The following is a 25,661-nucleotide window of genomic DNA, read 5'->3' on the forward strand; positions in this document are numbered from 1 at the left end:
GCAGGAGCAGCACATGCAGCAGTACGACACCGTCATCCGCCAGGTCCGCATTGTGGACGGCAGCGGCCACGAACCCGAGGCCACGCTGTTCGACGTCGCCATCACCGACGGGCGCATCGCCGCCATCGCCACATCAGACTCCACCGCCTGGCTGGGGGATGCGGAAATCGCCGGCGAAGGCCGCGTCCTCGCCCCTGGTTTCATCGACGTGCATACGCACGACGACACCAACGTGATCCGCACGCCCGACATGCTGTGCAAGGTGTCGCAGGGCATTACGACAGTCATCGTGGGCAATTGCGGCATCAGCGCGTCGCCGGCCACGCTCAAGGGCGAACCACCGGACCCGATGAACCTGCTGGGGCCTGCCAGCGCGTTTGCGTACCCGACCTTCGCGTCGTACGTGGATGCCGTGGAGCGCGCGCAACCGGCTGTGAACGTGGCCGCGCTGATCGGGCACACGGCGCTGCGCAACAACCACCTGGACCGCCTCGACCGCCCCGCCACCGCTGATGAAGTTGAAGGCATGCGCACGCAACTGCGCGAGGCGCTCGACCACGGCGCACTGGGCCTGTCCACCGGCCTGGCCTATGCCAACGCCTTCGCCTCCACCACCGAAGAGGTGATGGGCTTGGCCGAGCCGCTGGCCGAGGCCGGCGCCATCTACACGACGCATCTGCGTACCGAATTTGCCGCGATTCTCGACGCGATGGACGAGGCTTACCGCATCGGCAAGCACGCACGCGTGCCGGTCGTGATCTCGCACCTGAAGTGCGCGGGCGCGGCCAACTGGGGCCGCGCGGGCCAAGTGCTGGAATCCATCGAAGGTGCACAGCGCTATCAGCCGGTGGGCTGCGACTGCTATCCGTACACCGCCAGTTCGTCCACGCTGGACCTCAAGCAGGTGACGGACGAATTCGACATTTTCATCACGTGGTCGGAGCCGGAGCCTGGGATGGCCGGACAGACGCTCAAGGAGATTGCCGCCGCCTGGGGCACCGACCTGATGGAAGCCGCGCGCCGCCTGCAGCCGGCGGGCGCCGTGTACCACAACATGTCGGCGCTGGACCTAGACCGCATCATCACCCACCCCGCCACGGTGATCGGCTCCGACGGCCTGCCGAACGATCCGAAACCGCATCCGCGCCTGTGGGGTGCCTTCCCGCGCGTGCTCGGGTACTACAGCCGCGAGCGCAAGCTGCTCTCGCTCTCAGCTGCCATCCGCAAGATGACGGGCCAGTCCGCCGAGCGCTTCGGCCTCACCGAACGCGGCCTGGTGCGCGAGGGCTACTGGGCCGATCTCGTGCTGTTCGACCCCGAAACGGTGCGCGATGTCGCCACCTTTACCGACCCGCAGCAACCGGCGGCGGGCATTGCGGCCGTGTGGGTCAACGGCCATCTGTCATATCAAGGCGGCGCCGTACAGACACCCGGCGCGGGGCGCTTCCTCAAGCGCGGGCCCCGTTCGCACGCGGCGTCGGCCGTGGAAGTCCACTGAAATCCGAGTTTGTTTGAAAGTTTGAAAGAAGGAACGTAGCGATGACGATTACCCGAATTGGCGTTGAAGGCGGCACCGGCACCGGTGGCCAGCACCTCCCCTTTGCCCGTGCAGCAGGCGCAGACGGCTGGCTGTTTGTCTCGGGCCAGACGCCCATGGTCAACGGCGAGGTGGTCGGCAACGGCATCGTCGAGCAATCGCACCAGACCATCAAGAACGTCCTCGCCATCCTGGCCGAAGCCGGCTACGGCCCCGAACACGTCGTGCGCTGCGGTGTCTGGCTGGATGATCCGCGCGACTTCCAGTCGTTCAACAAGGTGTTCAAGGAATACTTCGGCGCCAACCCGCCCGCGCGAGCCTGCGTGGTATCCAGCATGGTGATCGACTGCAAGGTAGAAGTCGATTGCGTAGCGTACAAAAAGCCGTAACGCGCCATACAAAAGCGCAGTTCAAAACGGGCGTCCTGCACGACAGGGCGCCTATGACAACAAGAGCCGTGAATATCCCTGAGGAGGAAACCTGATGGTCCCGATGCAAGGCAACTCGCTATTGCTGACCGCCGCGCTCGCGGTGGTCGCTCTGATCTACCTGATTGCTGTCCAGAAACTGAACCCGTTCGTCACGCTGATCGTCGTCTCGCTCGCGCTGGGCGTGGTGGTCGGCATGCCGATGACCAACATCGTCAAGGCGTTCGAAACCGGTGTGGGCGGCACGCTCGGCCACATTGCGCTGGTCGTGGGCCTCGGGACGATGCTCGGCAAGATGATGGCGGAATCAGGGGGTGCCGAGCGCATCGCCAAAACGCTCATCAGTGCCTTTGGAGAACGGAATGCTCACTGGGCCATGATGGTCGTGGCGTTCATCATCGGCTTGCCGGTGTTCTTTGAAGTCGGTTTCGTGCTGTTGATCCCGATTGCCTTCAACGTGGCCAAGCGCACGGGCACGCCGATCCTGATGGTCGGCCTCCCGATGGTGGCCGGCCTGTCGGTGGTGCACGGCCTGATCCCCCCTCACCCGGCCGCGCTGCTGGCCGTGACGGCTTACCAGGCGGACATCGGCAAAACCATCATGTATGCGCTGATCGTCGGCCTGCCGACGGCCATCCTGGCCGGTCCGCTGTGGGCGATGCTGATCTCGCGCTACGTCAAGCCGGACGAGAACAACCCGCTGGCCGCGCAATTTGTTGAAGCAGACCAGACGCGCGAACTGCCAGGCTTTGGCGTGACGCTGTTCACGATCCTGCTGCCGGTGGTGCTGATGCTGATCGGCAGCTGGGCCGACCTGATCGCTACACCCAAGACGCTGGCGAACGACATTCTCAAGCTGGCAGGCAACTCGGTGATGGCGCTGCTGATTGCCGCCCTCGTGAGCTTCTACACGTTCGGCAAGGCACGCGGCTTCAACCGCGAGACCATCCTCAAGTTCACCAACGAGTGCCTGGCACCGATCGCCACGATCACGCTGGTGGTGGGCGCGGGCGGCGGCTTCGGCCAGATCCTGCGCGATTCGGGCGTGTCGAAGGCCATCGTGGCTGTCGCCACCGATGCACATCTGTCGCCGCTGCTGCTGGGCTGGGTGGTGGCCGTGTTGATCCGTATCGCTACGGGTTCGGCCACTGTGGCCATGACGACCGCCTGCGGTATCGTCGCCCCGATCGCCGCGGCTTCGGGCGCCGCCGTCAAGCCGGAGCTGATGGTGCTCGCCACCGGCGCCGGTTCGCTGATCCTGTCGCACGTGAACGACGGCGGCTTCTGGCTGGTGAAGGAGTACTTCAACCTGACCGTGCCGCAAACCTTCAAAACGTGGACGGTGCTGGAAACCATCATCTCGATCGTCGCGCTGCTGCTCACGCTTGCGCTGGCGACCGTCGTTTAAGCTTGTTCTGTTGAAGTTGATCTAGGAGAACGTTGTGGGTATCGATTCCGTCGTCAAGGCCGGCCCGGTCATCCCGGTGCTGCAGTTCCAATCTGTCGATGAAGGCGTCAAGGTGTGCCGCGCGCTGTACGAGGGCGGTATCCGCACGTTCGAGATCACGATGCGCACGCCGGTGGCGCTGGATGTGATCCGCGCGGTGGTGAAAGACCTGGGCAGCGATGCCATCGTGGGTGCCGGCACGCTCACGCGGCCGGAGCATTTCCAGCGGGCGAAGGATGCCGGTGCGGTGTTCGCGGTGTCGCCGGGCATTACGCCCATGCTGGCCGTGGCACAGGCGAAGGCCGAACTGGACTGGCTGCCGGGCATCGCCACGCCATCCGAGCTGATCCTGGCGCTGGAGTTCGGTCTGACCACGCTCAAGTTCTTCCCGGCCGAAGCGGCTGGCGGCATCCCGATGCTCAAGTCGATCTACGGCCCGTTCGGCGACGTGCGTTTCTGCCCCACCGGCGGCATCACGCCGCAAAGCGCGCCCGAGTACCTCGCACTGCCCAACGTGGTGTGTGTGGGCGGCTCGTGGATGGTGCCCAAGGACAAGGTCGCTGCCGGCGACTGGGCAGGCATCACGGCGCTTGCCAAGGAAGCCGCCGCGCTCAAGCGGTAAAACAGCTTCACCTCTTTCGCGCGGCCGGCTTGGGCTTTAAATGAAGCTGACCGCGCGCTCCATCTGCTCCCGATACTGAACGATGTCTTCAATGGTCAGCACCGGCAGGTTGTGCTGATCAGCGAAGCGCACCGCATCGTCACGGCGCGCCATGGTTCCATCGGGCAGCATCAGTTCGCATAGCACTGCGGCCGGCGGCAAGCCCGCCAGGCGCGCCAGGTCGACCGAGCCTTCGGTATGACCGCGCCGCGTCAGTACTCCACCCTCCTTTGCCACCAGCGGGAACACGTGCCCGGGGCTGACCACCGATTGCGTATCGGCATCTGCCGCGATGGCTGCGCGGATGGTCGTAATGCGGTCCGCCGCGGATACGCCGGTGCTCACGCCCGTGCGCGCCTCGATCGACACAGTGAACGCCGTACCGTACTGGCTGCGGTTGTCTTCCACCATCGGGCGCAAGCCGAGCGATGCGCTCTTCTGCGCCGTCAGGCACAGGCAGACGATGCCGCTGCACTCGCGAATGAGCATGGCCATGCTGGCCTGCGTGAGCTTGTCGGCCGCGACGATGAGGTCGGCCTCGTTCTCGCGGTCGGCATCGTCGAGCACGACAACGGGCACGCCAAGCCGCACCGCATCGAGCGCGGCAGCCATGCGTGCAGGCATGTCTGCCGGATCAAAGCGGGCTTCGATGGCATCAAGGATCGCACTGCTGGCAGGCAATACGGGCGGATGAACTGCAGGGGATTGCTGGGTGGACAACATGGAAACGCTCCTCGCAAGATTGGCGACAAGACGTTCCAGGGCAAGCAGACAAACACGCACGAGCCATGCGGCGGCGCAGCCCGGCACATGGCCAGACGCGCCCGCAGGGCGGGAGCGTGTTGTTCCGCACATCTTCTTCCATCCGGACTCTGACCGTCGGCCCCGGCATCTCACCGGATCTGCTGACCCCGATATGCAGGTGCATACCGGGCGCTCGCGGGCTCACGGACCTCATTCACACAACACAAAGTCCGCATACCGCCGGTGGGGAATTCCACCCCGCCCTGAAGACGTACTGAACCGGCAGGATCGCCGGCAGGCGCAATGCTACCGCAACAAGTTGCAATGATTCGACCCTACTGACGGGTCGGGCAAAGCGCTATCTCGCTCACTGCGCCCGGGCCAGCATGGCATGCAGCAGCACATCGGCGCCCCGCGTGACGTCGTCGGGCAACGCATCTTCGGCTTCGTTGTGGCTCAGGCCGTTGACGCACGGGATGAAGATCATCGCCGTGGGGCAATGCTTGGCAATGTGAATGGCGTCGTGCCCCGCGCCGCTCACGATGCGCTGGTGCGGGTAGTCGAGTGCTTTCACCGCATCGGCCACCGCCTTCACGCAAGCCGTATCGAACGGCGTGGCCGGGCTCACCCAATGCTGGTCGATCTGCACGGCCACGCCCCGACGCGCGGCGATCTGCGCAAAGCCCTCGCGCAGTGCGGCTTCCATCGCGGCGATGCGCGTGTCTTCGTGGTGACGCAAGTCCACCGTGAAGGTGAGATCGGCGGCGATAGTGTTGCGCGAGGCATTGCGGATGCCGATTTCGCCAATGGTCACGAGGCCATGCGGAGCGAAGCTGTCGACCAGCGCTTCCAGCGAGGCCGCCATCTCAGCCGCCGCAAACAACGCATCGCGGCGAAAGCGCATGGGCGTCGTTCCCGCATGTGCAGCCTGGCCCTGCACACGCACATCGAGCCAGCGGATCGCCTGCCCACCCGTGACGACGCCAATCGGCACGCCGTTCTCTTCCAGGGTCGGCCCTTGCTCGATATGGGCCTCGAAATACGCATCGAACGGCGCACCGGGGATGGCGCGTTCGCCTGCGTAACCCGTCGCCGCCAGCGCATCGGCCACCGTGATGCCCTGCGCATCGCGCGAGGCCAGCGCCTGTTCCAGCGGCATGACGCCCGCAAAAGCGGCAGAGCCCAACATGGCGGGCGTGAAACGCGCGCCTTCCTCGTTGGTCCACACGACAATCTCGATGGGCTTGTCGGTTTCGACGCCCGCATCGTTGAGCGTGCGCACGACTTCCAGCGCGGCCAGCACACCGTAGACACCATCGAAGCGCCCGCCTTCGGGCTGGGTGTCGAGATGGCTGCCGCTCGCCACGGCGCGCGCCTCAGCCGATTTGCCAGCGCGGCGCGCGAAGAGGTTGCCGACCCGGTCGGTGCTGAGCGTCATACCCGCCGCTTCGCACCAGCGTGCGAACAGTGCGCGGCCAGCCGCGTCTTCTTCCGTCAGCGCCAGGCGCCGCACGCCGCCCTTGGGCGTGCCGCCGACCGCCGCCATTTCCATCAGGCTCGACCACAGTCGCGCCCCGTTGACCTTCAACATGTGTCCATTCCTTTGCATGCACGCCGACCGGCTCGGCGCATCCAGCCGTCTTTATCTGGCAATCGCAAAATGCGCGTCAAATTGCGAATCTTTATTCGGGCTATAAATCAGGCAAATATCGCTGGCGCGAAGCGTGCATCCTGCCGTCCCTTGGGAGTACGTTCGCACCACGATGACGCAAGAGCGCCGCGTAAAAGCCCAATCCAAGGGCATAAGCCCGGCTAATACGGGGAATCAAAAATGCGAATTTGCCGACATCTGCGTGGATACGCATAAATGGCGGCGTCGGCTGACAACTGACACCCCCGTTTCCGCGGCACAGACCGATGCTCGAACATCGGCGGCGCGCAGGCGGGGCCACGCCCAAAAGAGGAGGACGCCCCAATGTCAACGCCGCAACCATCCACCGCGACGCACCAGCCCGTGCGTGCAGCCACCGCCGCCTTCATCGGCACCGCCGTCGAGTTCTACGACTACTACACCTATGCCACCGCCGCCGCGCTCGTACTGGGCGAGGTGTTCTTTCCGAGCAGCAACCATTTCCTGAGCACGATGGCGTCGTTCGCCACATTCTTCGTGGGCTTTATCGCGCGACCGCTGTCGGGCGCCGTGTTCGGCCATCTGGGCGACCGCATCGGCCGCAAAAAGATGCTGCTCGTGACGATGTTCCTGATGGGCATTGCCACGACCGGCATCGGCCTGCTGCCGGGCTACGCAACCATCGGCATCTGGGCGCCGATCCTGCTGGTGCTGCTGCGCGTGCTGCAAGGCATTGCGGTGGGCGGTGAATGGGGCGGCGCGGTGCTGATGGCAAGCGAGCATGCACCGAAAGCCAAGCGCGTGTTCTTCGCGTCGTTCCCGCAGATGGGCAGCCCGGTGGGGTTGATCCTGTCATTGCTGTCGTTCCGGCTGGTGTCATCGCTCGATCATGAAAGCTTCATCACGTGGGGCTGGCGCCTGCCGTTCCTGGCGAGCTTCGTTCTGCTGCTCGTGGGGGTGGCGATCCGCATGGGGGTGAAGGAATCGCCCGAGTTCGAGCGCATGAAGAAGAACAATGAGGTGCTCGACAACCCGGTCGGCGAAGTCCTGCGCACGGCGTGGCGTCCCATCGCGCTCGCAGCCATGGCCACCACCATCGGCTCCGCAGGTTTCTTCTTCACCAACACGTTCATGATTTCGTACGTGACGACGTACCTGGGCATGTCGAAGGCGCTGATTCTCGATTGCCTGTTCGTTGTGACGATCCTGCAATTGCTGTCGCAGCCGGTGTCGGCGCTGCTGGCGCAACGCTACGGCGATACACGCTTCCTGACGTGGGCTGCGTTCATCTCGATGCTCACGCCGTATCCGATGTTCCTGCTGGTGAGCACGCAAAACCCGGTGGCGATGGTGGCAGGCATCACGCTGGCGGTGATCACGCTGTCGGCCGTGTATGCCGTCATCGCGGGCTTCATGACGCCCGCATTCCCGACACGCGTGCGCTACTCGGGCATCTCGATCGCCTATCAGGTCTGCACCATGATCGCGGGCGGCACCACGCCGCTGATCGGCACCATGCTCGCCGAACGCTACAAGGGCGAATGGCTGCCGCTGGCCCTGTTCTTTACGGTGCTCTCCGCAATCTCGCTCGTCGGCATCATCGGTCTGGGTCGGTATCGCGACGGCAGGCAGCCTGAAGAATCCGCGGTGCTCGCCCCGAATTGATGTCCACCTCCCTCCGTATTCCCATGGAAGCCCAACACGTTTCGCTGCACACACGCCGCTCCGCGGTGTTCTCTGAAGTCGAATGGCAGATCCGCACGGATCTTGCCGCGCTGTACCGCCTCGTCGACCATTTCCGCATGACGGACATGATCGACACGCACATCACGGCACGCCTGCCCGATGAGAACGGCCGCCCGACCTTCCTCATCAACCGCTACGGCGTGCTGTTCGGCGAGATGCGCGCGTCGGACCTCGTCAAGATCGATCTGGACGGCGTCGTCATCGACGAACGTGCCGACGCGGACCCTGAACACTACGCCGTCAACGCGGCCGGCTTCACGATCCACTCGGCCATCCATGCAGCGCGCGATGACCTGCACTTCGTGGTGCATACGCATACGGCGGCGGGCATTGCGGTGTCTGCCCAGGAGCATGGCCTGCTGCCGATCAGCCAGCATGCGCTCAAGTTCTACGGCAAGCTCGCGTATCACGACTACGAAGGCATCGCGCTGGACCTGGGCGAGCGCGAACGCCTCGTGCATGACTTCGGCCAACACAAGGCGATGATCCTGCGCAACCATGGGCTGCTTGCCGGCGGCAACACCGCAGCGGATGCGTTTCACGAGATCTATTTTCTCGAACGCGCTTGCCAGGCACAGATTCAGGCGCTGGCCGGCGGCGCACCGCTGCGCGTTCCGCCGGAAGAAGTGCGCCAGCGCACAGCCGCCCAGTTCAATCGGGAAGCGTCCCCTGTCATCGCGCGCCGCGCATGGCTGGCGGCGCTGCGGTTGATCGACACATCCCGCTCCGATTACCGGAGTTGATGCGCATGACGACCCTCACCCTCATCAGCCGCGACTACGACATGTCGCACCTGGTGCCGTCCATCCTGCGCGCAGCGCCGGAGTTCGATGTGCGCATGTATGGCGAGCCCGCCGCGCAGGACGCGGAAGTCGCCGTCTGCTGGAACCCGCCCGCAGGTGCAATCGCCGCAATGCCGCGCGTGCGGCTCGTGCACAGCATCGCCGCGGGCGTCGACAACATCCTCATCGACCCCACGCTGCCTGCGGTACCGCTGTGCCGCGTGGTCGACCCGCAGCACGCACGCGGCATGGCGGAGTTCATCACCTGGGGTGTGCTGCATTTCCATCGACAGCTGGACCGCGTGCTCGCAAACCAGCGCAACGCAATGTGGTTGCGCCCCCTGCAGCAACATCCGTCAACCTGTACCGTGGGCGTGATGGGCTTGGGAGAAATCGGCTCGCATGTGGCCAAAGAACTGCATCGCCTGGGCTTTACTGTGCGCGGCTGGGCGCGTCAATCGCATGACCTGCCCGGCATCGGTGTGTACTGCGGCCAGGCTGGCTTGCCGATGTTTCTCGACGGCACCGATATTCTGATCTGCCTGTTGCCGCTGACCGAAGCCACACGGGGCCTGCTGAACGCAGACACATTCGCGCGACTCAAGCCAGGTGCCAAGCTGATTCACGTCGGGCGTGGCGAACACCTGGTCGCAGACGATCTGCTCGAAGCGCTGCAAAGCGGCCGCCTCGGGGGCGCCATCGTCGATGTGTTTCCGAACGAGCCGCTGCCCGCGAGCGATCCGCTCTGGAGTGCGCCCAATCTGATCGTCACGCCGCATATGGCCTCAGTCGCCAGCTCAGACACCATCGGCTTGCAAGTCGCGCAGAACGTGCGGCGCCTGCTCAAGGGCGAGGCGCTCGCCAACGTGGTGGATATCAAGCGCGGTTACTGACCGCTCATCGTCCTCAGAGCGGTCTGCGGATAGCGTGCATCGATAAAGCGGTGCAGTGCCTCCAGAAACGCCGCTTCCGCCGCGCTGTACTTGCGGTCGGCCATCCACAGCAGGTGCATGTCGACATCGGCCACACCGCCTTCGGGCGGCAGCCGCTGCAAGCGGCCCTGCTCCACATCGTCCTGCGCTACGTGCTCGGGCAGGCAGCCGATGCCAAAGCCCGCCACGATCAGGCGCCGCACTTCCCACATGCTCGACGACGAGCCGACCACCGGGCCTGTCAGGCCCATCTCGTCGCGGAAAAACGTGAGCATCGAGAGCGGATCGCCGATCTTGTCGCCGGTAAACGAAACAAATTTCTCGCCCGCCAGATCGGCGATCTGCACATTGGCGTTGCCGAACAGCGGATGGTATTGCCCGCAGAACAAGGCGTAGCGCTGGCGAAGGAACAACCGGTGCTCGATCTTCTTCGGCAGCGCCCGTTTGGGCGACAGACCCAGCGTGGCCGTGCGCAATTCCAGGCTGCGCACCACGTCGGCGCTGCGCATCTCCTGGCATTCGAGTTCGATGCGCGGGTAATCGCGATGGAAACGCCCGAGAAACGCGTCGTACTCCGGAAAATCCAGCCCGCTGACGATGGCCACGCGCACCATGCCCGCGATCTCGTGCCCGCCTTCGCGGCTGGCTTGCGACAGGCGCGAAATGGTGCCGTAGACCTCCTCGGCAATCAAGCGGACCTCCTCGCCGGCGCGCGTGATTTCAATGGGGTTGGCCTGACGGTCGATCAATTGCAGGCCGAGTTGATCTTCAAGCCGCTTGAGCGCTTGGCTCACCGCCGGCTGCGTCAGGTGCAGGCGCGTTGCGGCGCGGCTGATGCTGCGTTCCCGCGCGATGGCGAGAAACGTGCGCAGCAGGTTCCAGTCGAGGCGGTCGTTCAGGTAGGTATCGAGCTTGGCCTTGCTCATCGGGCGTATTGCGTGGGGTCGTTGGGGGCGTTCGGCCAATGCAAGCCACATGCCATGCGGCTAACCATCGGTTAACCCGGCATGGACTAGAATCCTACCCTTTCCGACCGTGCCCGCGAAGATCACCCCCCTGCATGGAATCCCGCATTGTTTCTTCCCGCCGCCGCTCGCCGTGGATGGCGCTCATCGTCGTCGCGCTCGTCGCCGTGTTCCTCGCGCTGTGGACGGACGACCTGTTCCAGCGCTCCACCCTGTTCCGCCCAGACGAAGGCCGCTATGCGGAGATCCCGCGCGAGATGGTGGTCTCCGGCGATTGGGTAACGCCGCGCCTGAACGATCTCAAATATTTCGAGAAGCCGCCCCTGCAGTATTGGACGACGGCCGCCACGTTCCAGGCATTCGGCGTCAACGCCTGGGGTGCGCGCCTGTGGCCAGTGCTGTTCGGCCTGGGCGGGATCCTGATGACGGCATGGACGCTGGCGGTCTATCGCGGTGGGCGGGCGGCGGCAACCGGCGCGGCGATTCTCGCCTCGTCGCTGCTGTATCTGCTGTTCGGGCAGGTCATCACGCTCGACATGGGCGTGGGCTTCTTCCTGACAGTCGGTGCGTGTGGTTTTGCGCTGGCGCAGCGGCCGGGTGCATCGCGTGGCGGGCAGCTCGCATGGATGCTGGTGGTCTGGCTGGCGCTGGCCGGCGCAACGCTCACCAAGGGGCTGATCGGGCTGGTAGTCCCCGGCTTGATCGGCGTGGCCTATCTGCTGATGACGCGCGACTGGGCGCTGATCCGCCGCATGCATTGGCTGCCGGGCCTTGCGCTGTACCTGGTCGCCACGGTGCCGTGGTTCGTGATCGTGCAGCAGCGCAACCCGGAGTTCTTCAATTTCTTCTTCATCCACGAGCATTTCCAGCGCTTCCTGACCAACGAGCACCATCGCAGCGGCAAGTGGTGGTATTTCATCGCGGTGGGCGCGGCGGGGCTGCTGCCATGGACGCCGCTGCTGTTTGCGGCCATCGGCCGGCGCATGGGTCGCGTGGCCGATCTCTTCGTCGGCACGCGGCAGTTTGACCTGATGCGCTGGTCGATTGCGTGGGCGGGGATGATCTTCCTGTTCTTCTCGGCATCCAGCTCGAAGCTGCCGGGCTATATCGTGCCGGCCTTCCCCGCCCTCGCGATTGTGCTGGCACTGGCGTTGGAGAAAATGCCGACGCGCGCCGTTGCGTGGTCGCTGGGCATCAATCTGCTGATCGCGATCGGGCTATGGCTTGCCGTGCCGATGATCGGCGCCAAGGCCGGCGCGAAGATGCCCGCCGAACAGGTTGCGATAGCCATGCCGGCGCTGCGCGAGGTGATGGCCATGCTGGCTGTCGGCACGCTGGCCGCACTCGTGGCGCTGCGCTGGCAGCAGCGCACCGTGGCCGTGATCGTGCTGTCGATGTCCGCCCTGTTCTGCTGGGACCGCGTGCTCAACGCCAGCGAGATCTTCCGCGATGCGCTGTCCGCCCGTGACGTCATCGAAAAAACGCTGAATGCGACGGGCCCGATTCCCGCCGAGACGCCGTTCTACTCCGTCGAATGGCTGGACCAGACCGCCATCTACTACCTCGGTCGGCCGATGACGCTGGTCTCGGGCTTTGACGAACTGGAAATGGGTGCCGGCCTGGAGCCGAGCAAGGTGGTTGCCACCACGGACGAATGGATCAAGCGCTGGACCGATGGGCCGCCTGCCTACGCCTTCATGCGCCGCACGACATGGCAGAAGCTGCAGGAAGCCGGCGTGCCGATGCGCCTGGTGGCCGAATCTGCCGACAAGGTGGTGGTGGCGCGGCGATAAACACCTCAACGCAGCGCATCTGCCAAACAAAAGGGCCGCAACATCTGCGGCCCTTTTCATTACCTGCGGCAACTGCCGGCACTTACCATGTACAACTGCCGCGCAGGAACGCCCATTCCTCGCATTCATCCCCGCGGGGGCTCACGCAGATTCCCACGTCAGCACCGTTGGCACGCGTGGAAAACTCAAGTTGACCGCCGCGCTGCAGGCAATACGTGGATGCAGGATTCGCCATGCCCGGCGTTGCGGAAGGGGGCTCGGTGCCTGCGGCAGGGGGCGGTGCATATGGAGGCGGCTCGGACGGCGCCGGCTGCATGGCCGGTGAAGGCGGCAAGGTAGTAACGGGTGCAGGCGTGGGTACGGGCGGCGGCGCGGGCTGGATGGTCATGCGCGGCGGCTGCCACGGAGGCATCGGCGACGAGCAAGCCGCCAGACCCATCGCCAGCACACAGGCGGCAACGGCGGCGGCCTTGCGGGCCTGGCCAGCATCCTTGACGAGACAGACAGCGCGATTCATGCGTTTTCCTCCCGAGAGTTCTGGTGGGCGCACGCAACAAACGCGCGCGCCCCGCCTAGGATAGCTTACGCAAGCGCTTACCCGTATGTCAGTCGGGCGATCGGGCGATCCGGCGATCAAGCCGCCGCAGTTGAGGCCGGAAACCGCATGGTGATACGGAAGCCCGGCGATGCCGCGCCCGCAGCCGTCGGCCCGACCGCGAGATCGCCGCCCAGGTGGCGCACCAGCCGATCGACGATTGCCAGGCCAAGCCCGCAGTGCGCATTGCCGCCACGCGCCGGGTCCAGGCGCACAAAGGGCCGCATGACACGGTCAACGTCGGCAGCGGGGATGCCCGCGCCATGGTCTTCCACCGTCAGCGTATAGCCGGTCTCGTCCACGGCGGTGCGCACATTGACCGGCTCGGCGCCATACGCGAACGCGTTGTCGAGCAGGTTGACGACGATGCGCTCCAGATGCGTGGGCTTGAGGCGGAAGCGATCTCCCGCATGCAGATCGAGCGCGACATGCTTGCCCTGCTCGGCAAACGGCTGCACCAGGCCGCGCAGATGACGGTCGACCGACACCTCGCGCGCCTCGCTGTCGCCGCTTTGCGCATAGGCGAGAAACTGCTCGACGATGGCCGACATGGATTCGACGTCGCGTTCGATACCGGCGCCGGCTTTCTGGTCGGCCAGCATTTCGGCACGCAAGCGCAGGCGTGACAGCGGCGTCTTCAAGTCGTGGGCAATACCGGCCAGCATGGTGTTGCGCTCTTCGTCGGTGGCCGACAGATCCGCGGCCATATGATTGAACTGGACGGTCAACTGGCGCAGTTCGTACGGGCCGCGCTCCTTGAGCGGTGCCACATAGCGGCGCCGGGCCAGCGCACCGGCAGCATCGGCCAGTTCGCGCACGGGGCGCTGGATCTGCCAGGCCGCAAACAGCGAGAACGCAATGGCAATCGCCAGCACCACCATCACGCCAGGCACCACGGCCGAGATGGTGGGCGGCGCATGCACCCACACCAGCGGCATGGCGATCCACTTGTTGCGCTGCGGAAAGCGCACGAATACGCGCGGTGTGGGGCCCGCTTCCAACCGCAATTGCGTGTCCGACGGCAAGCGGCGCGCAAGCTGTCGCACCAATTCAGCAGACTTGTCCGATGCCGACAACGCGTCGCCTGGGGGCGGCTCAGCGGTTTCGGTCACGAGGTCAGGCAATTTGACGTGCAGATGCCCATCCATCGCTGCCTGGAACGCCTGCAACTGGAACGCCATCTGGTCTACCGAAGCCTGGAACTGCCGCTCCCGCCGCTCCGCGCGCAGCACGCCAAGCCACGAGAAATGGCTCAGCACAAGCACCACCACGATCAGCACGGCCAACCGGCCGAAGAGCGTGTCGAATCTAGTCTTGAACTTCATTGACCTCTTCCCGCTCGTCCGGCACGAAGGTGTAGCCGCGGCCGCGCACGGTCTGGATGTACCGCGGGCGCTGGGCGTCTTCTTCCAGCACGCGGCGCAGGCGCCAGATCTGCACGTCGATGCCGCGGTCGGACACGCCGCTGCCCGGCCCGTACATCAGCTCGACGATGTGCTCGCGCGTGAGCACCTGCATCGCATGCGCGATCAGCAGCTTGAGCAGCGCGAACTCGGTATCGCTGATGGAGAGTGCGCGATCGCCACGAAACAGCGTGCGCATGCGGAAATTGAGCTTGAACGGACCGAAGCTGAAACTGTCGCGGTCTTCCGGAGCCGAAGCCGGCACGGCCAGGCGGCGGCGCAGAACGGCGTTGATACGGGCCAGCAGCTCGCGCGGCGAGAACGGTTTGCCGAGGTAGTCGTCGGCGCCGATTTCCAGGCCGATGATGCGGTCGATCTCGTCGCTGCGGGCAGTGAGCAGGATCACGGGCACGTCGTCGTTGCGGGCGCGCAGGTCGCGCAGGGCCGACAGGCCGTCCACCTTGGGCATCATCAGGTCGAGCACCACGAGCGCGGGGCGCTCGCGTTCGAGCCGGGCGCCCAGCCCATCGCCGTCGTGCAGCACGGAAACGGCAAAGCCCTGCTGGGTCAGGTATTCGCGCAGGAGGTCGCGCAGTTCGACGTCGTCATCGACGACCAGGATCTTGGTGCTGCTCATCTGTCTGGTGGAGTGTCTGGTAGACGCAGGAAGGTGTGCTCATGATAGCGATTGTGGCCACCACGAATCCGGCGCATTTTCACCATATTGTTTCTCTCGGTAACACCGCAATGGGTTTGTAATCTGCCGTAATAGAACCCGCTGCGCGACTAATTCTGCGCAAAGACGTTGCCTTTAAGCTGCGGTCTGACTGGCACGGGCGCCAGCTATCATGTGCGCTCGTCCCCATATTGCTAAGAACAGGAACGCCAACATGTCCGATCCCAAGGACCAGAAGCCCGGCCAGTTTGACGACGCCGGTCGCCGCACACACGACGGGAAAGAGACGCCCCACGAGGTGTCTTCAACGCTGCTGCCGCCCCCGCGTGAGGGTGGCAAGCGCCGCCGCTGGGGCATCTGGGTGGTGATCATCATCCTGGTGCTGATCGGCTATGCGGTCTATCACGCGAAGTACCGCAACGCGGGCGGCCCGGGTGGCCGAGGTGGTCCGGGCGGCCGCGGGGCGGCCATGGCCAACAAGCCGATGCCGGTGATGGTGGGCACGGCCGTCAAGGGCGACATCAATGTGGTGCTGTCGGCGCTGGGCAATGTCACCCCGGTCAACAACGTGACGGTCAAGACACGTGTGGACGGCCAGCTCGTGCGCCTGGCGTTCACGGAGGGGCAGACCGTCAAGGCCGGAGACCTGCTGGCCGAGGTGGACCCGCGCACCTACCAGGCGCAGCTCGCCCAGGCAGAAGGTCAGCTTGCGCGCGATCAGGCGCTGCTGCAAAACGCGAAGCTCGACCTGCAGCGCTATCAGACGCTGCTCTCGCAGGATTCGATCTCCAAGCAACAGGTGGATACGCAGGCCGCGCTGGTGCGCCAGTACGACGGCACGGTCAAGCTGGACCAGGGCAACGTCGACAATGCGCGCGTGCAGCTTTCCTATACGCGCATCACCGCGCCGGTGTCTGGCCGGGTGGGCCTGCGCCAGGTGGACCCGGGCAACATCGTGCACGCGTCGGACACCAACGGCATCGTGGTGATCACGCAGATCGACCCGATCACGGTCATCTATTCGATTCCGGAAGACAGCCTGCCCAAGGTCATGCCGCGCCTGCAGTCCGGCGACAAGCTGCCGGTGGAAGCCTGGGACCGCGGCCAGACCACGCAACTCGCGCGCGGCGTGCTCATGACCGTGGACAACACCATTGATAACACCACCGGTACGGTCAAGCTGCGCGCGCAGTTCCCGAACCAGAACGCCATGCTGTTCCCCAACCAGTTCGTGAACGTGCGCATGCGTGTGGATACCCTGCGCGACGTGGTGATCGTGCCGGGCGCGGCCATCCAGCGCGGCACGCAGGGCACCTTCGTCTACGTGGTTGGCGAAGACAGCAAGGTGGCGCTGCGTGTGGTCAAGCTGGGCGTGACCGAAGGTGAGCGCGTGTCGGTTACGCAAGGCCTCCAGCCCGGCGAGCGCGTGGTGACCGACGGCGCCGACAAGCTGCGCGACGGCTCGCCGGTGGAGGTGATCCAACCGGGTGCCGCTCCTGCAAGCGCACCCGCAGCCGGCCAAGCCCACCAGGGCGGACGTCATCGCCGTGGCCAGGGTGGCGCTTCGGCACCCGCTGCGAGCGCCCCGGCCGCCCAGCCGTAACCCCTGCGTCGTGCATCGCGTGCACTCGCCTGACGAAGTCTTCTGTTCCGAGCTGGCATGAATCCCTCCCGAATCTTCATCCTCCGGCCCGTGGCGACCACGCTGTTGATGGTCGCCATCCTGCTCTCGGGCCTGGTGGCGTACCGGATGCTGCCGCTTTCCGCCCTGCCCGAGGTCGATTACCCCACCATCCAGGTGACGACGCTGTACCCGGGTGCCAGCCCCGACGTGATGACCTCGTCCATCACCGCGCCGCTGGAGCGCCAGTTCGGGCAGATGCCGGGCTTGAAGCAGATGACGTCGTCCAGTTCGGGCGGCGCCTCGGTCATCACGCTGCAGTTTGATCTGTCGCTTTCGCTCGACATTGCCGAGCAGGAAGTGCAGGCGGCCATCAACGCGGCCGGCAACCTGCTGCCGAACGACCTGCCGATGCCGCCGATCTACAGCAAGGTGAACCCGGCCGACGCGCCGATCCTCACGCTGGCGATCACCTCCAACACGATGCCGTTGCCCAAGCTCGAAGACCTGGTCGACACGCGCATCGCGCAAAAGCTGTCGCAGTTGCCGGGCATTGGCCTGGTCAGCATCAGCGGCGGCCAACGACCCGCCGTGCGCATCCAGGCGAACACGTCGGCTCTGGCAGCGCTGGGGCTGTCGATCGACGACATCCGCACCGCCATCGGCACCGCCAACGTGAATGGCGCCAAGGGCAGCTTCGACGGCCCGATGCGCGCCTCCACCATCGACGCCAACGATCAACTCAAGTCGGCCGCCGAGTACGGCAAGATGATCGTCGCCTACAAGAACGGTGCGCCCATCCGGCTGACCGACGTGGCACAGATCATTGACGGCGCTGAAAACAGCAAGCTGGCCGCGTGGTCCAACGCCACCCCGGCCATCATCCTGAACGTGCAGCGCCAGCCCGGGGCCAACGTGATCGAAGTGGTGAACCGCGCCAAGGCATTGCTGCCGCAGCTCAAGGACACCCTGCCCGGCAACGTGCAGGTGTCGCTGCTGACCGACCGCACCACGACCATTCGCGCCTCGGTATCGGACGTGCAGTTCGAACTGATGCTGGCCGTGGCGCTGGTCGTGATGGTGATCTTCCTGTTCCTGCGTAACGTGCCGGCCACGGTCATTCCGGCGGTGGCGGTGCCGCTGTCGCTGGTGGGCACGTTCGGGGTGATGTACCTGGCGGGCTTCTCGATCAACAACCTCACGCTGATGGCGCTCACCATTGCCACCGGCTTCGTGGTAGACGATGCCATCGTCATGATCGAGAACATCGCGCGCTACATCGAAGAGGGCGACCCGCCGATGGAGGCCGCGCTCAAGGGTTCGAAGCAGATCGGCTTCACCATCATCTCGCTGACGTTCTCGCTCATCGCCGTGCTCATTCCGCTGCTGTTCATGGGCGACGTGGTGGGGCGGCTGTTTCGCGAGTTTGCAATCACCCTGGCAGTGTCGATCCTGATCTCGGCCGTGGTGTCGCTCACGCTCACGCCGATGATGTGCGCGCGCTTGCTCAAGCACATTCCCGAAGCCGAGCAATCGCGCTTCTATCACGCCGCCGGTACGTTCTTCGACAACGTCATCGCGCGGTACGGCCGCATGCTGCAATGGGTGCTCGACCGGCAGAAGAGCACACTGCTCGTGGCGATCGGCACGCTGGTGCTGACGGCGCTGCTGTATGTGGTGGTGCCCAAGGGCTTCTTCCCGGTGCAGGACACGGGGGTGATCCAGGGCATTTCGGATGCGTCGCAGTCAATCTCGTTCTCGGCCATGGCCGAGCGGCAGCAGAAGCTGGCCGAGGTGGTGCTCAAGGACCCGGCCGTGGAGAGCCTGTCGTCTTTCATCGGTGTGGATGGTGTGAACACCACGCTCAACAGCGGCCGCATGCTCATCAACCTCAAGCCCAAGGATGAGCGGGACGCCGACGCCACCGAGATCATTCAGCGCCTGCAGCCCGAACTGGCCAAGGTGGCGGGTATCTCGCTGTACATGCAGCCGGTGCAGGATCTGACGATTGAAGACCGCGTCAGCCGCACGCAGTACCAGTTCACCGTGGAAGACCCGGACCCGAACAACCTCTCGAAGTGGGTGCCTAAACTGGTTGAACGCCTGCAGCAGACCCACGAATTGCGCGACGTGGCGAGCGACTTGCAGGACAACGGCTTGCGCGCCTACGTGCAGGTCGACCGCGACAAAGCGGCGGTGTACGGCATCACGATGGCGGCGGTCGACAGCGCGCTGTACAGCGCCTATGGCCAACGCTTGGTGTCGACCATCTTCACGCAATCGAACCAGTACCGCGTGGTGCTCGAAACGGACCCGAAGATGCAGCTTGGGCCGCAATCGCTGTACGACCTGCACGTGGCATCGAGCGGCGGCCAGCAGATTCCGTTGGGCGCGTTCGCCACGGTGGTGGAGCAGCCCGGCTCGCTGGTGGTGAACCATCAGGGCCAATTCCCGGCGGCCACCATTTCGTTCAATCTGGCACCGCGTGCCTCGCTGGGCGCGGCGGTCGACACGATCAATGCCGTCGAACAGGAAATCGGCTTGCCGGCCAGCATGCAAACCAGCTTCCAGGGTGCAGCGCTGGCGTTCCGTGCGTCATTGTCGAACCAGTTGTGGCTGATCCTTGCGGCCATCATCACGATGTACATCGTGCTGGGCGTGTTGTACGAAAGCACGATCCACCCGGTGACGATCCTGTCGACGCTGCCGTCGGCCGGCGTGGGTGCCCTGCTATCGCTGCTGGTGTCGGGCAAGGACATGGGCATCATTGCCATCATCGGGATCATCCTGCTGATCGGTATCGTCAAGAAGAACGCGATCATGATGATCGACTTCGCACTGGAGGCCGAGCGCGAGCAAGGCATGGCCCCGCGCGACGCCATCTACCAGGCGTGTCTGCTGCGCTTCCGACCGATTCTGATGACGACCATGGCCGCCCTGCTGGGTGCCCTGCCGCTGATGCTGGGCACGGGCGTGGGTTCCGAGCTGCGCCAGCCATTGGGGATCACGATGGTGGGCGGCCTGCTGGTCAGCCAGGTGCTGACACTGTTCACCACGCCGGTCATCTATCTGGCCTTCGACAACCTGGGCGAACGCCTGCGTGACTGGCGTGCACGCCGTGCCGCCCGGCGCCACGGCGCCGCGGGCACCAACCAATCTGGCGGACCGCGATGAACCTGTCCGCCACCTTCATCGCGCGGCCGGTTGCCACGGCGCTGCTGACCATCGGCGTGGCATTGGCCGGTATCGCGGCGTTCCGCCTGCTGCCGGTGTCACCGCTGCCGCAGGTGGACTTTCCGACCATCTCGGTCAATGCCTCGCTGCCGGGCGCCAGCCCCGAGACCATGGCGGCCACCGTGGCGACGCCGCTGGAGCGTTCGCTGGGTCGCATCGCGGGCATTACCGAGATGACCTCGTCCAGCTCGCTCGGTTCGTCGCGGATCACGCTGCAGTTTGATCTGTCGCGCGACATCGACGGCGCCGCGCGCGATGTGCAGGCTGCCATCAATGCTTCGCGCAGCCTGCTGCCTTCGGGCTTGCCGAGCAACCCGACGTATCGCAAGGTCAACCCGGCCGATGCGCCGATCATGATCGTGGGGCTGACCTCCGACACCAAGTCGCGCGGTGAGCTGTACGACGCGGCCTCGACCATCCTTGCGCAGAAGCTGTCACAGATCAACGGCGTGGGTCAGGTCACCATCGGCGGTGCATCGCTGCCGGCGGTGCGGGTGGAGCTGAACCCGATGGCGCTGAACAAGTACGGCATCTCGATGGAGACCGTTCGCACCGTCATCACCAGTACCAACGCGAACAAGCCCAAGGGCATGATGGAATCCGGCGAGCGCGTCTGGACCATCTACGCCAACGACCAGGCCAAGAAGGCTGTCGAATACCAGTCGCTCATCATCGCCTGGCGCAATGGCTCGCCGGTGCGGCTGGCCGACGTGGCCGACGTCACCGACAGCGTGCAGGACATCCGCAACTACGGCTCGGCCAACGGCAAGCCGTCAGTGCTGCTCATCATCAGCCGGCAACCGGGCGCCAACATCATCGACACGGTCGACCGCATCAACGACATCCTGCCGTACCTGCGCAACACCATTCCCGCGCAGATCAACCTCGATGTGATGATGGACCGCACGCCCACCATCCGCGCCTCGCTCAGGGATGTGGAGCGCACGCTGGTTCTGTCGATCGCGCTGGTGATCATGGTGGTGTTCCTGTTCCTGCGCAACGTGCGGGCGACGCTCATCCCCAGCGTGGCGGTGCCGGTCTCGCTGATCGGCACATTCGGGGTGATGTACCTGTGCGGCTACAGCCTCGACAACCTCTCGCTGATGGCGTTGACCGTGGCGACGGGCTTTGTAGTGGACGACGCGATCGTGGTGCTCGAGAACGTCTCGCGCCACATCGAGAACGGCATGCGGCCCATGCAGGCGGCACTCAAGGGGGCGCGCGAGGTCGGCTTCACGGTGGTGTCAATGAGCCTTTCGCTGATTGCCGTGTTCATTCCGCTGCTGATGATGGGCGGCATCGTGGGCCGGCTGTTCCGCGAGTTCGCGGTGACCCTGTCTGTGGCCATATTGGTGTCGCTGGTGGTGTCGCTCACCACCACGCCGATGATGTGCGCGCGCTTGCTCAAGCCCGCCGCCGAAGAAGAACACGGCTGGTTCCACCGCAAGACCGAAGGCTTCTTCACCTTCCTGCTCGACATGTACCGCAACTCGCTGGCGTGGGCGCTGCGGCACAGCTGGCTCACACTGCTGATCCTGTTCGCGACGGTGTGCCTGAACGTGTACCTGTACGTCATCGTGCCGAAGGGGTTTTTCCCGCAGCAGGACACCGGCCGCGTGATCGGTTTCATCCAGGCCGACCAGTCGATCTCGTTCCAGGCGATGCGTACGAAGCTGACCGACTTCATCACCATCGTCCGGCAAGACCCGGCGGTGGAGAACGTGGTCGGCTTTACGGGCGGCAGTCAGCGCAATACCGGGCAGATGTTCATCCAACTCAAGCCGCTGGCCGAGCGCAAGATGTCTGCCGACCAGATCATCAACCGCCTGCGCGGCAAGCTGGCGCGTGAGCCAGGCGCGAGCCTGTTCCTGCAGTCGGTGCAGGACATCCGCGTGGGCGGGCGGGCCAGCAATGCGCAGTACCAGTACACATTGCAGGCCGACGACCTGAACGAGCTGCGCACGTGGGACCCGAAGATCAAGCAGGCGCTCACGCAGTTGAAATCGCTAACAGATGTCAACACCGATACGCAGGACAAGGGCCTGCAGACCTCTCTCGTCATCGACCGCGACAAGGCAAAATCGCTTGGCATCAACCCGAGCGATGTCGACAACGCGCTGAACAACGCATTCGGACAACGCCAGGTGTCGACCATCTACAACCCGCTCAACCAGTACCGCGTGGTGATGGAAGCCGCGCCGCAGTACTGGCAGAACCCTGACGGCCTGCGTGACATTTACGTCATCACGTCGGCGGGTGCGCAGGTGCCGCTGTCGACGTTCTCACACTACGAGCCGACCAACACGGCGCTGGCGGTCAACCACCAGGGGCAGTTCGCGGCGAGCACGATCTCGTTCAACCTGGCGCCGGGGGCATCGCTGTCGAGTGCCACACAGGACATCCAGGACGCGATGAACCGCATCGGCGTGCCGTCCTCCGTGCACGGCAGCTTCCAGGGCACCGCCAAGGCATTCCAGGATTCGCTCTCCAGCCAGCCGGTGCTGATCCTGTTTGCGCTCATCACCATCTATATCGTGCTTGGCGTGCTGTACGAAAGCTACGTGCACCCCATCACGATTCTCTCGACGCTGCCCTCGGCCGGTGTTGGGGCGCTGCTGGCGCTGATCATCACGGACACGGACTTTTCGATCATCGCGTTGATCGGGGTGATTCTGCTCATCGGCATCGTCAAGAAGAACGCGATCATGATGATCGACTTCGCGCTGGAGGCCGAGCGCAGCCAGGGCATGAGCCCGGCGGACGCGATCTTCCACGCCTGCGTGCTGCGCTTCCGGCCGATCTTGATGACGACGATGGCAGCGCTGCTGGGCGCCCTGCCCCTGGCGCTTGGCCATGGCGACGGCGCTGAGCTGCGTACGCCGCTGGGCGTGTCCATCGTCGGCGGGCTGCTGGTCAGCCAGATCCTGACCCTCTACACCACGCCGGTGGTCTACCTGGCGCTCGACCGGCTGCGCCTGCGTCGCGCCGGCCGCAGCAAGGACGCACCGCTGCCCGCATTGGATTCGCAAGGAAGCTGAACATGACAAGAGGCACTCAAGCCCTTCGTACCTCGTTGCTCGCGCTGGCCGCGTGCGCACTCGTCTCGGCCTGCGCGGTCGGACCCGATTACAAGCGCCCCGATGCCGAAGTGCCGCAGCAATACAAGGAAGCCGGCGACTGGAAAGTCGCCGACCCGAGCGACGCCACTGCCCGCGGCAAGTGGTGGGAGATCTTCAACGACCCGCAACTGAACGCGCTGGAAGAACAGGTGGCCGCCGCCAACCAGAACATCCTTGTGGCCGAGGCGCAGTACCGTCAGGCCCAGGCGCTGGTGCAATCGGCGCAGGCTTCGTTCTTCCCGACGCTGGGTGCCAGTGCATCGGCCACGCGCAGTCGTTCGGTCCGCACCTCGGTCAACCCGGACGGCAGCCTGTCGACCGGCAACCCGAGCCTGCTCAACTCGCAGAGCCTGTCGCTCAACGCAAGCTGGGAGCTGGACCTGTGGGGCCGCATCCGCCGATCGGTGGAGTCGAACAAGGCCAGTGCGCAAGCCAGCGCCGGTGATTTGTCGTCCGCTTTGCTCTCCGCGCAGGCGACGCTTGCGCAGAATTATTTTCAATTGCGTGTCACAGATACCCAGAAGGCCGTCTTGCAGCGCACGGTTGCCGATTACGAGCGCTTCCTGAAGCTCACGCAAAACCAGTACGCCGTGGGCGTGGCACAGCGCTCGGATGTGCTGACCGCGCAGACGCAGCTCAAGCAGTCGCAAGCGCTGCTGCTGGATACCGAAGTCACCCGTGCGCAACTTGAGCACGCCATCGCGGTGCTGATCGGCAAACCACCGGCGGAATTCTCGCTGGCCCCGGCCACCGCCGCCAGCGCAGCAGACTTGCCGGCCTTGCCCGCCATTCCGCTGGAAGTGCCATCGGCCGTGCTGGAGCGCCGTCCCGACATTGCCGCCGCCGAGCGCCGCATGGCCGCTGCCAACGCGCAAATCGGCGTGGCCAAGGCCGCGTACTTCCCGACGCTCACGCTGGGGGCATCGGCCGGCTTGACGGCCAACACACTTTCACGCCTGGCAACGCTGCCGAGCCGCGTCTGGTCCATCGGCCCGACGCTGGCCGCCACGCTGTTTGATGGCGGCGCGCGTGCCGCCGCCGTCGACAAGGCCGGCGCGGCCTACGACGCGTCGGTTGCAACGTACCGCCAGACCGTGCTCGGCGCGTTCCAGGACGTCGAGGACAACCTCGCCGCGCTGCGCTGGCAAACGCAGGAATTTGCGGTACAGGCCGATGCCGTCAAGGCCGCGCAGGAAGCCGCGCAACTCAACCTGAACCGCTATCGCGCGGGCACGGTGAGCTTCCTGGAAGTCATCACTGCACAGGCCACGGCCTACAGTGCCGAGCGCACGCTGCTCACGCTGCAGGGCAAGCAGTATTCGGCAGCGGTGCTGCTGGTCAAGGCGCTGGGCGGGGGGTGGCACGGCGAAGTGCCGGCGGTCGGCCAGGCAGCTCTGCAACCGGCATCCGCGCCAGCCGTGCAGTAACCCTTCTCGGGTTGCCGGTGGGCCGGCGACGTTTCGCCACCGGCAATATCCCCTTGTGCGTAAGCCCGCACGCAGTGGGAGAGTTCCCCCTATAATCGTCGGAATTTATTTCAGACCGCCCCGACCATCCGGGCAGTGATGCAGCAGCAGGCGCGCAAATTGCGTCCACCGCTGCCTTGCAAGCCTGCACTGGTGCCGTCCCGACCGTCTGTTTGCCTGCCACCATGTCCGCCGCGCGCATGGTTGCCGACGCTGTTGCCCTGATTCACGCGCGCCGCTCAACTGACTCTGCCCTCTCTGATGATCCGATCCGCGCTTCCCCTTTCCGCCAAGCTGCTGGCCACCGCCCTGGGTGCCGCCACGCTGTTCGCCGCCCTGCCTGCGCAGGCTGACCCGTCCGTGCGCGTCATCTACGGCAAGGACAACAGGCACGGCATCGAGAAGTACGGCGTCGATCTGGATTTCGATTCGGGTTTCCACTGGGGCAACCCGGAAGGCTGGTTCGTGAACCTGGACTGGGAAGTGGCGCTGGGCCAATGGCGCTCGACCAAGGGCACCAACCGCCAGAACCTCACCGAGTTCGGCGTGACGCCGCTGTTCCGCATCGAAAAGCGCGGCGGCTCGTGGGTGCCGTTCATTGAAGCTGGCGTTGGCCCGCGCCTGCTGTCGCACACCCGCACGTCGGATGAGCACAACTTCAGCACCGCCTTCCAGTTCTCCGACATGATCGGCGTGGGTGTGGCCTTCGGCAGCAAACAGCAATTCCAGATGGGCTACCGCTTCGAACACGTGTCGAACGCGTCGGTCAAGCGCCCGAACCCGGGCACGGATCTGAACGAGCTGTACCTGCGCTATACGTTCTAAGACCTGGACGTTTGCGACGCTTAGAGAAAGACGGCCTGCCTTCGCGGCGGGCCGTTT

Annotated in this window: 19 protein-coding genes and 1 riboswitch; of the genes, 13 read left to right on the forward strand and 6 right to left on the reverse strand. The window is 65.0% G+C overall.

All coding sequences use genetic code 11. The annotated features are described in order from the left end of the window. The first annotated feature begins 13 nt into the window (after positions 1-13). From R2N16_RS07735 to R2N16_RS07750, 4 genes are all read left to right on the forward strand, one after another. The gene (locus tag R2N16_RS07735) at positions 14-1,498 is read left to right on the forward strand and encodes a D-aminoacylase (protein ID WP_316665049.1); all 1,485 of its coding nucleotides are present in this window, start codon (positions 14-16) and stop codon (positions 1,496-1,498) included. A 41-nt stretch (positions 1,499-1,539) separates the two neighbouring features. Continuing rightward, positions 1,540-1,926 (forward strand): RidA family protein, encoded by a 387-nt coding sequence (locus tag R2N16_RS07740; protein WP_009240594.1) that lies wholly within the window; start codon positions 1,540-1,542, stop codon positions 1,924-1,926. 94 nt (positions 1,927-2,020) lie between these two features. Beyond that, positions 2,021-3,373 (forward strand): GntT/GntP/DsdX family permease, encoded by a 1,353-nt coding sequence (locus R2N16_RS07745; protein ID WP_316665050.1) that lies wholly within the window; start codon positions 2,021-2,023, stop codon positions 3,371-3,373. Positions 3,374-3,407: 34 nt separating this feature from the next. Next, positions 3,408-4,034, forward strand: coding sequence for a bifunctional 4-hydroxy-2-oxoglutarate aldolase/2-dehydro-3-deoxy-phosphogluconate aldolase (locus R2N16_RS07750; protein WP_316665051.1), 627 nt, complete (start codon positions 3,408-3,410; stop codon positions 4,032-4,034). A 36-nt stretch (positions 4,035-4,070) separates the two neighbouring features. Here R2N16_RS07750 and ribB read toward each other — a convergent pair whose 3' ends face one another. Continuing rightward, on the reverse strand, positions 4,071-4,796 hold the full coding sequence (gene ribB / locus R2N16_RS07755; RefSeq protein ID WP_316665052.1) for a 3,4-dihydroxy-2-butanone-4-phosphate synthase: 726 nt from the start codon (positions 4,794-4,796) through the stop codon (positions 4,071-4,073). Positions 4,797-4,922: 126 nt separating this feature from the next. Then, positions 4,923-5,092: riboswitch (FMN riboswitch) on the reverse strand. A gap of 92 nt (positions 5,093-5,184) precedes the next feature. Next, positions 5,185-6,408: a Zn-dependent hydrolase gene (locus R2N16_RS07760; RefSeq protein WP_316665053.1), complete on the reverse strand. Its 1,224-nt coding sequence runs from the start codon at positions 6,406-6,408 to the stop codon at positions 5,185-5,187. Between the two features lie 384 nt (positions 6,409-6,792). Here R2N16_RS07760 and R2N16_RS07765 point away from each other — a divergent pair, with 384 nt between their 5' ends. From R2N16_RS07765 to R2N16_RS07775, 3 genes are read left to right on the forward strand one after another with little or no spacing between them, the layout of a single operon-like run. After that, entirely contained in the window at positions 6,793-8,112 is a 1,320-nt protein-coding gene (locus R2N16_RS07765) for an MFS transporter (RefSeq protein ID WP_316665054.1), read from the forward strand. A 23-nt stretch (positions 8,113-8,135) separates the two neighbouring features. Further along, positions 8,136-8,936 carry a class II aldolase/adducin family protein gene (locus tag R2N16_RS07770; protein ID WP_316665404.1) on the forward strand — a complete coding sequence of 267 codons (801 nt, stop codon included), beginning with the start codon at positions 8,136-8,138 and terminating at the stop codon, positions 8,934-8,936. A gap of 5 nt (positions 8,937-8,941) precedes the next feature. After that, the gene (locus tag R2N16_RS07775) at positions 8,942-9,868 is read left to right on the forward strand and encodes a 2-hydroxyacid dehydrogenase (protein ID WP_316665055.1); all 927 of its coding nucleotides are present in this window, start codon (positions 8,942-8,944) and stop codon (positions 9,866-9,868) included. Here R2N16_RS07775 and R2N16_RS07780 read toward each other — a convergent pair. After that, positions 9,862-10,833, reverse strand: a complete 972-nt coding sequence (locus R2N16_RS07780; protein ID WP_316665056.1) for a LysR family transcriptional regulator — start codon at positions 10,831-10,833, stop codon at positions 9,862-9,864. The two genes, R2N16_RS07775 and R2N16_RS07780, sit on opposite strands and share 7 nt — an antisense overlap. A 134-nt stretch (positions 10,834-10,967) precedes the next feature. Between R2N16_RS07780 and R2N16_RS07785 the strand changes: the two genes are divergently transcribed. After that, on the forward strand, positions 10,968-12,665 hold the full coding sequence (locus R2N16_RS07785; protein WP_316665057.1) for a phospholipid carrier-dependent glycosyltransferase: 1,698 nt from the start codon (positions 10,968-10,970) through the stop codon (positions 12,663-12,665). An 82-nt stretch (positions 12,666-12,747) separates the two neighbouring features. Here R2N16_RS07785 and R2N16_RS07790 read toward each other — a convergent pair whose 3' ends face one another. From R2N16_RS07790 to R2N16_RS07800, 3 genes are all read right to left on the reverse strand, one after another. Continuing rightward, positions 12,748-13,182: a putative hemolysin gene (locus R2N16_RS07790; RefSeq protein WP_316665058.1), complete on the reverse strand. Its 435-nt coding sequence runs from the start codon at positions 13,180-13,182 to the stop codon at positions 12,748-12,750. A gap of 116 nt (positions 13,183-13,298) precedes the next feature. After that, on the reverse strand, positions 13,299-14,585 hold the full coding sequence (locus R2N16_RS07795) for an ATP-binding protein (protein ID WP_316665059.1): 1,287 nt from the start codon (positions 14,583-14,585) through the stop codon (positions 13,299-13,301). Further along, the gene (locus R2N16_RS07800) at positions 14,569-15,300 is read right to left on the reverse strand and encodes a response regulator (protein WP_316665060.1); all 732 of its coding nucleotides are present in this window, start codon (positions 15,298-15,300) and stop codon (positions 14,569-14,571) included. Before R2N16_RS07800 ends, R2N16_RS07795 begins: the two co-directional genes overlap by 17 nt. Before the next feature lie 253 nt (positions 15,301-15,553). Here R2N16_RS07800 and R2N16_RS07805 point away from each other — a divergent pair, with 253 nt between their 5' ends. The 5 genes from R2N16_RS07805 (at position 15,554) to R2N16_RS07825 (ending at position 25,604) form a co-directional block, all read left to right on the forward strand. Then, entirely contained in the window at positions 15,554-16,942 is a 1,389-nt protein-coding gene (locus R2N16_RS07805; protein ID WP_316665061.1) for an MdtA/MuxA family multidrug efflux RND transporter periplasmic adaptor subunit, read from the forward strand. Positions 16,943-16,999: 57 nt separating this feature from the next. Further along, on the forward strand, positions 17,000-20,134 hold the full coding sequence (locus tag R2N16_RS07810) for an MdtB/MuxB family multidrug efflux RND transporter permease subunit (protein WP_316665062.1): 3,135 nt from the start codon (positions 17,000-17,002) through the stop codon (positions 20,132-20,134). Continuing rightward, complete coding sequence (locus R2N16_RS07815; protein ID WP_316665063.1) at positions 20,131-23,232, forward strand: multidrug efflux RND transporter permease subunit; 3,102 nt, start codon at positions 20,131-20,133, stop codon at positions 23,230-23,232. Before R2N16_RS07810 ends, R2N16_RS07815 begins: the two co-directional genes overlap by 4 nt. A gap of 2 nt (positions 23,233-23,234) precedes the next feature. Next, entirely contained in the window at positions 23,235-24,740 is a 1,506-nt protein-coding gene (locus R2N16_RS07820; protein ID WP_316665064.1) for an efflux transporter outer membrane subunit, read from the forward strand. Positions 24,741-25,040: 300 nt separating this feature from the next. Then, the gene (locus tag R2N16_RS07825; protein ID WP_316665065.1) at positions 25,041-25,604 is read left to right on the forward strand and encodes an acyloxyacyl hydrolase; all 564 of its coding nucleotides are present in this window, start codon (positions 25,041-25,043) and stop codon (positions 25,602-25,604) included. The last annotated feature ends 57 nt before the right edge of the window (positions 25,605-25,661 follow it).

Origin of the sequence: Ralstonia psammae (assembly GCF_958405935.1) — a bacterium.
Classification (GTDB): Bacteria; Pseudomonadota; Gammaproteobacteria; order Burkholderiales; family Burkholderiaceae; genus Ralstonia; species Ralstonia psammae.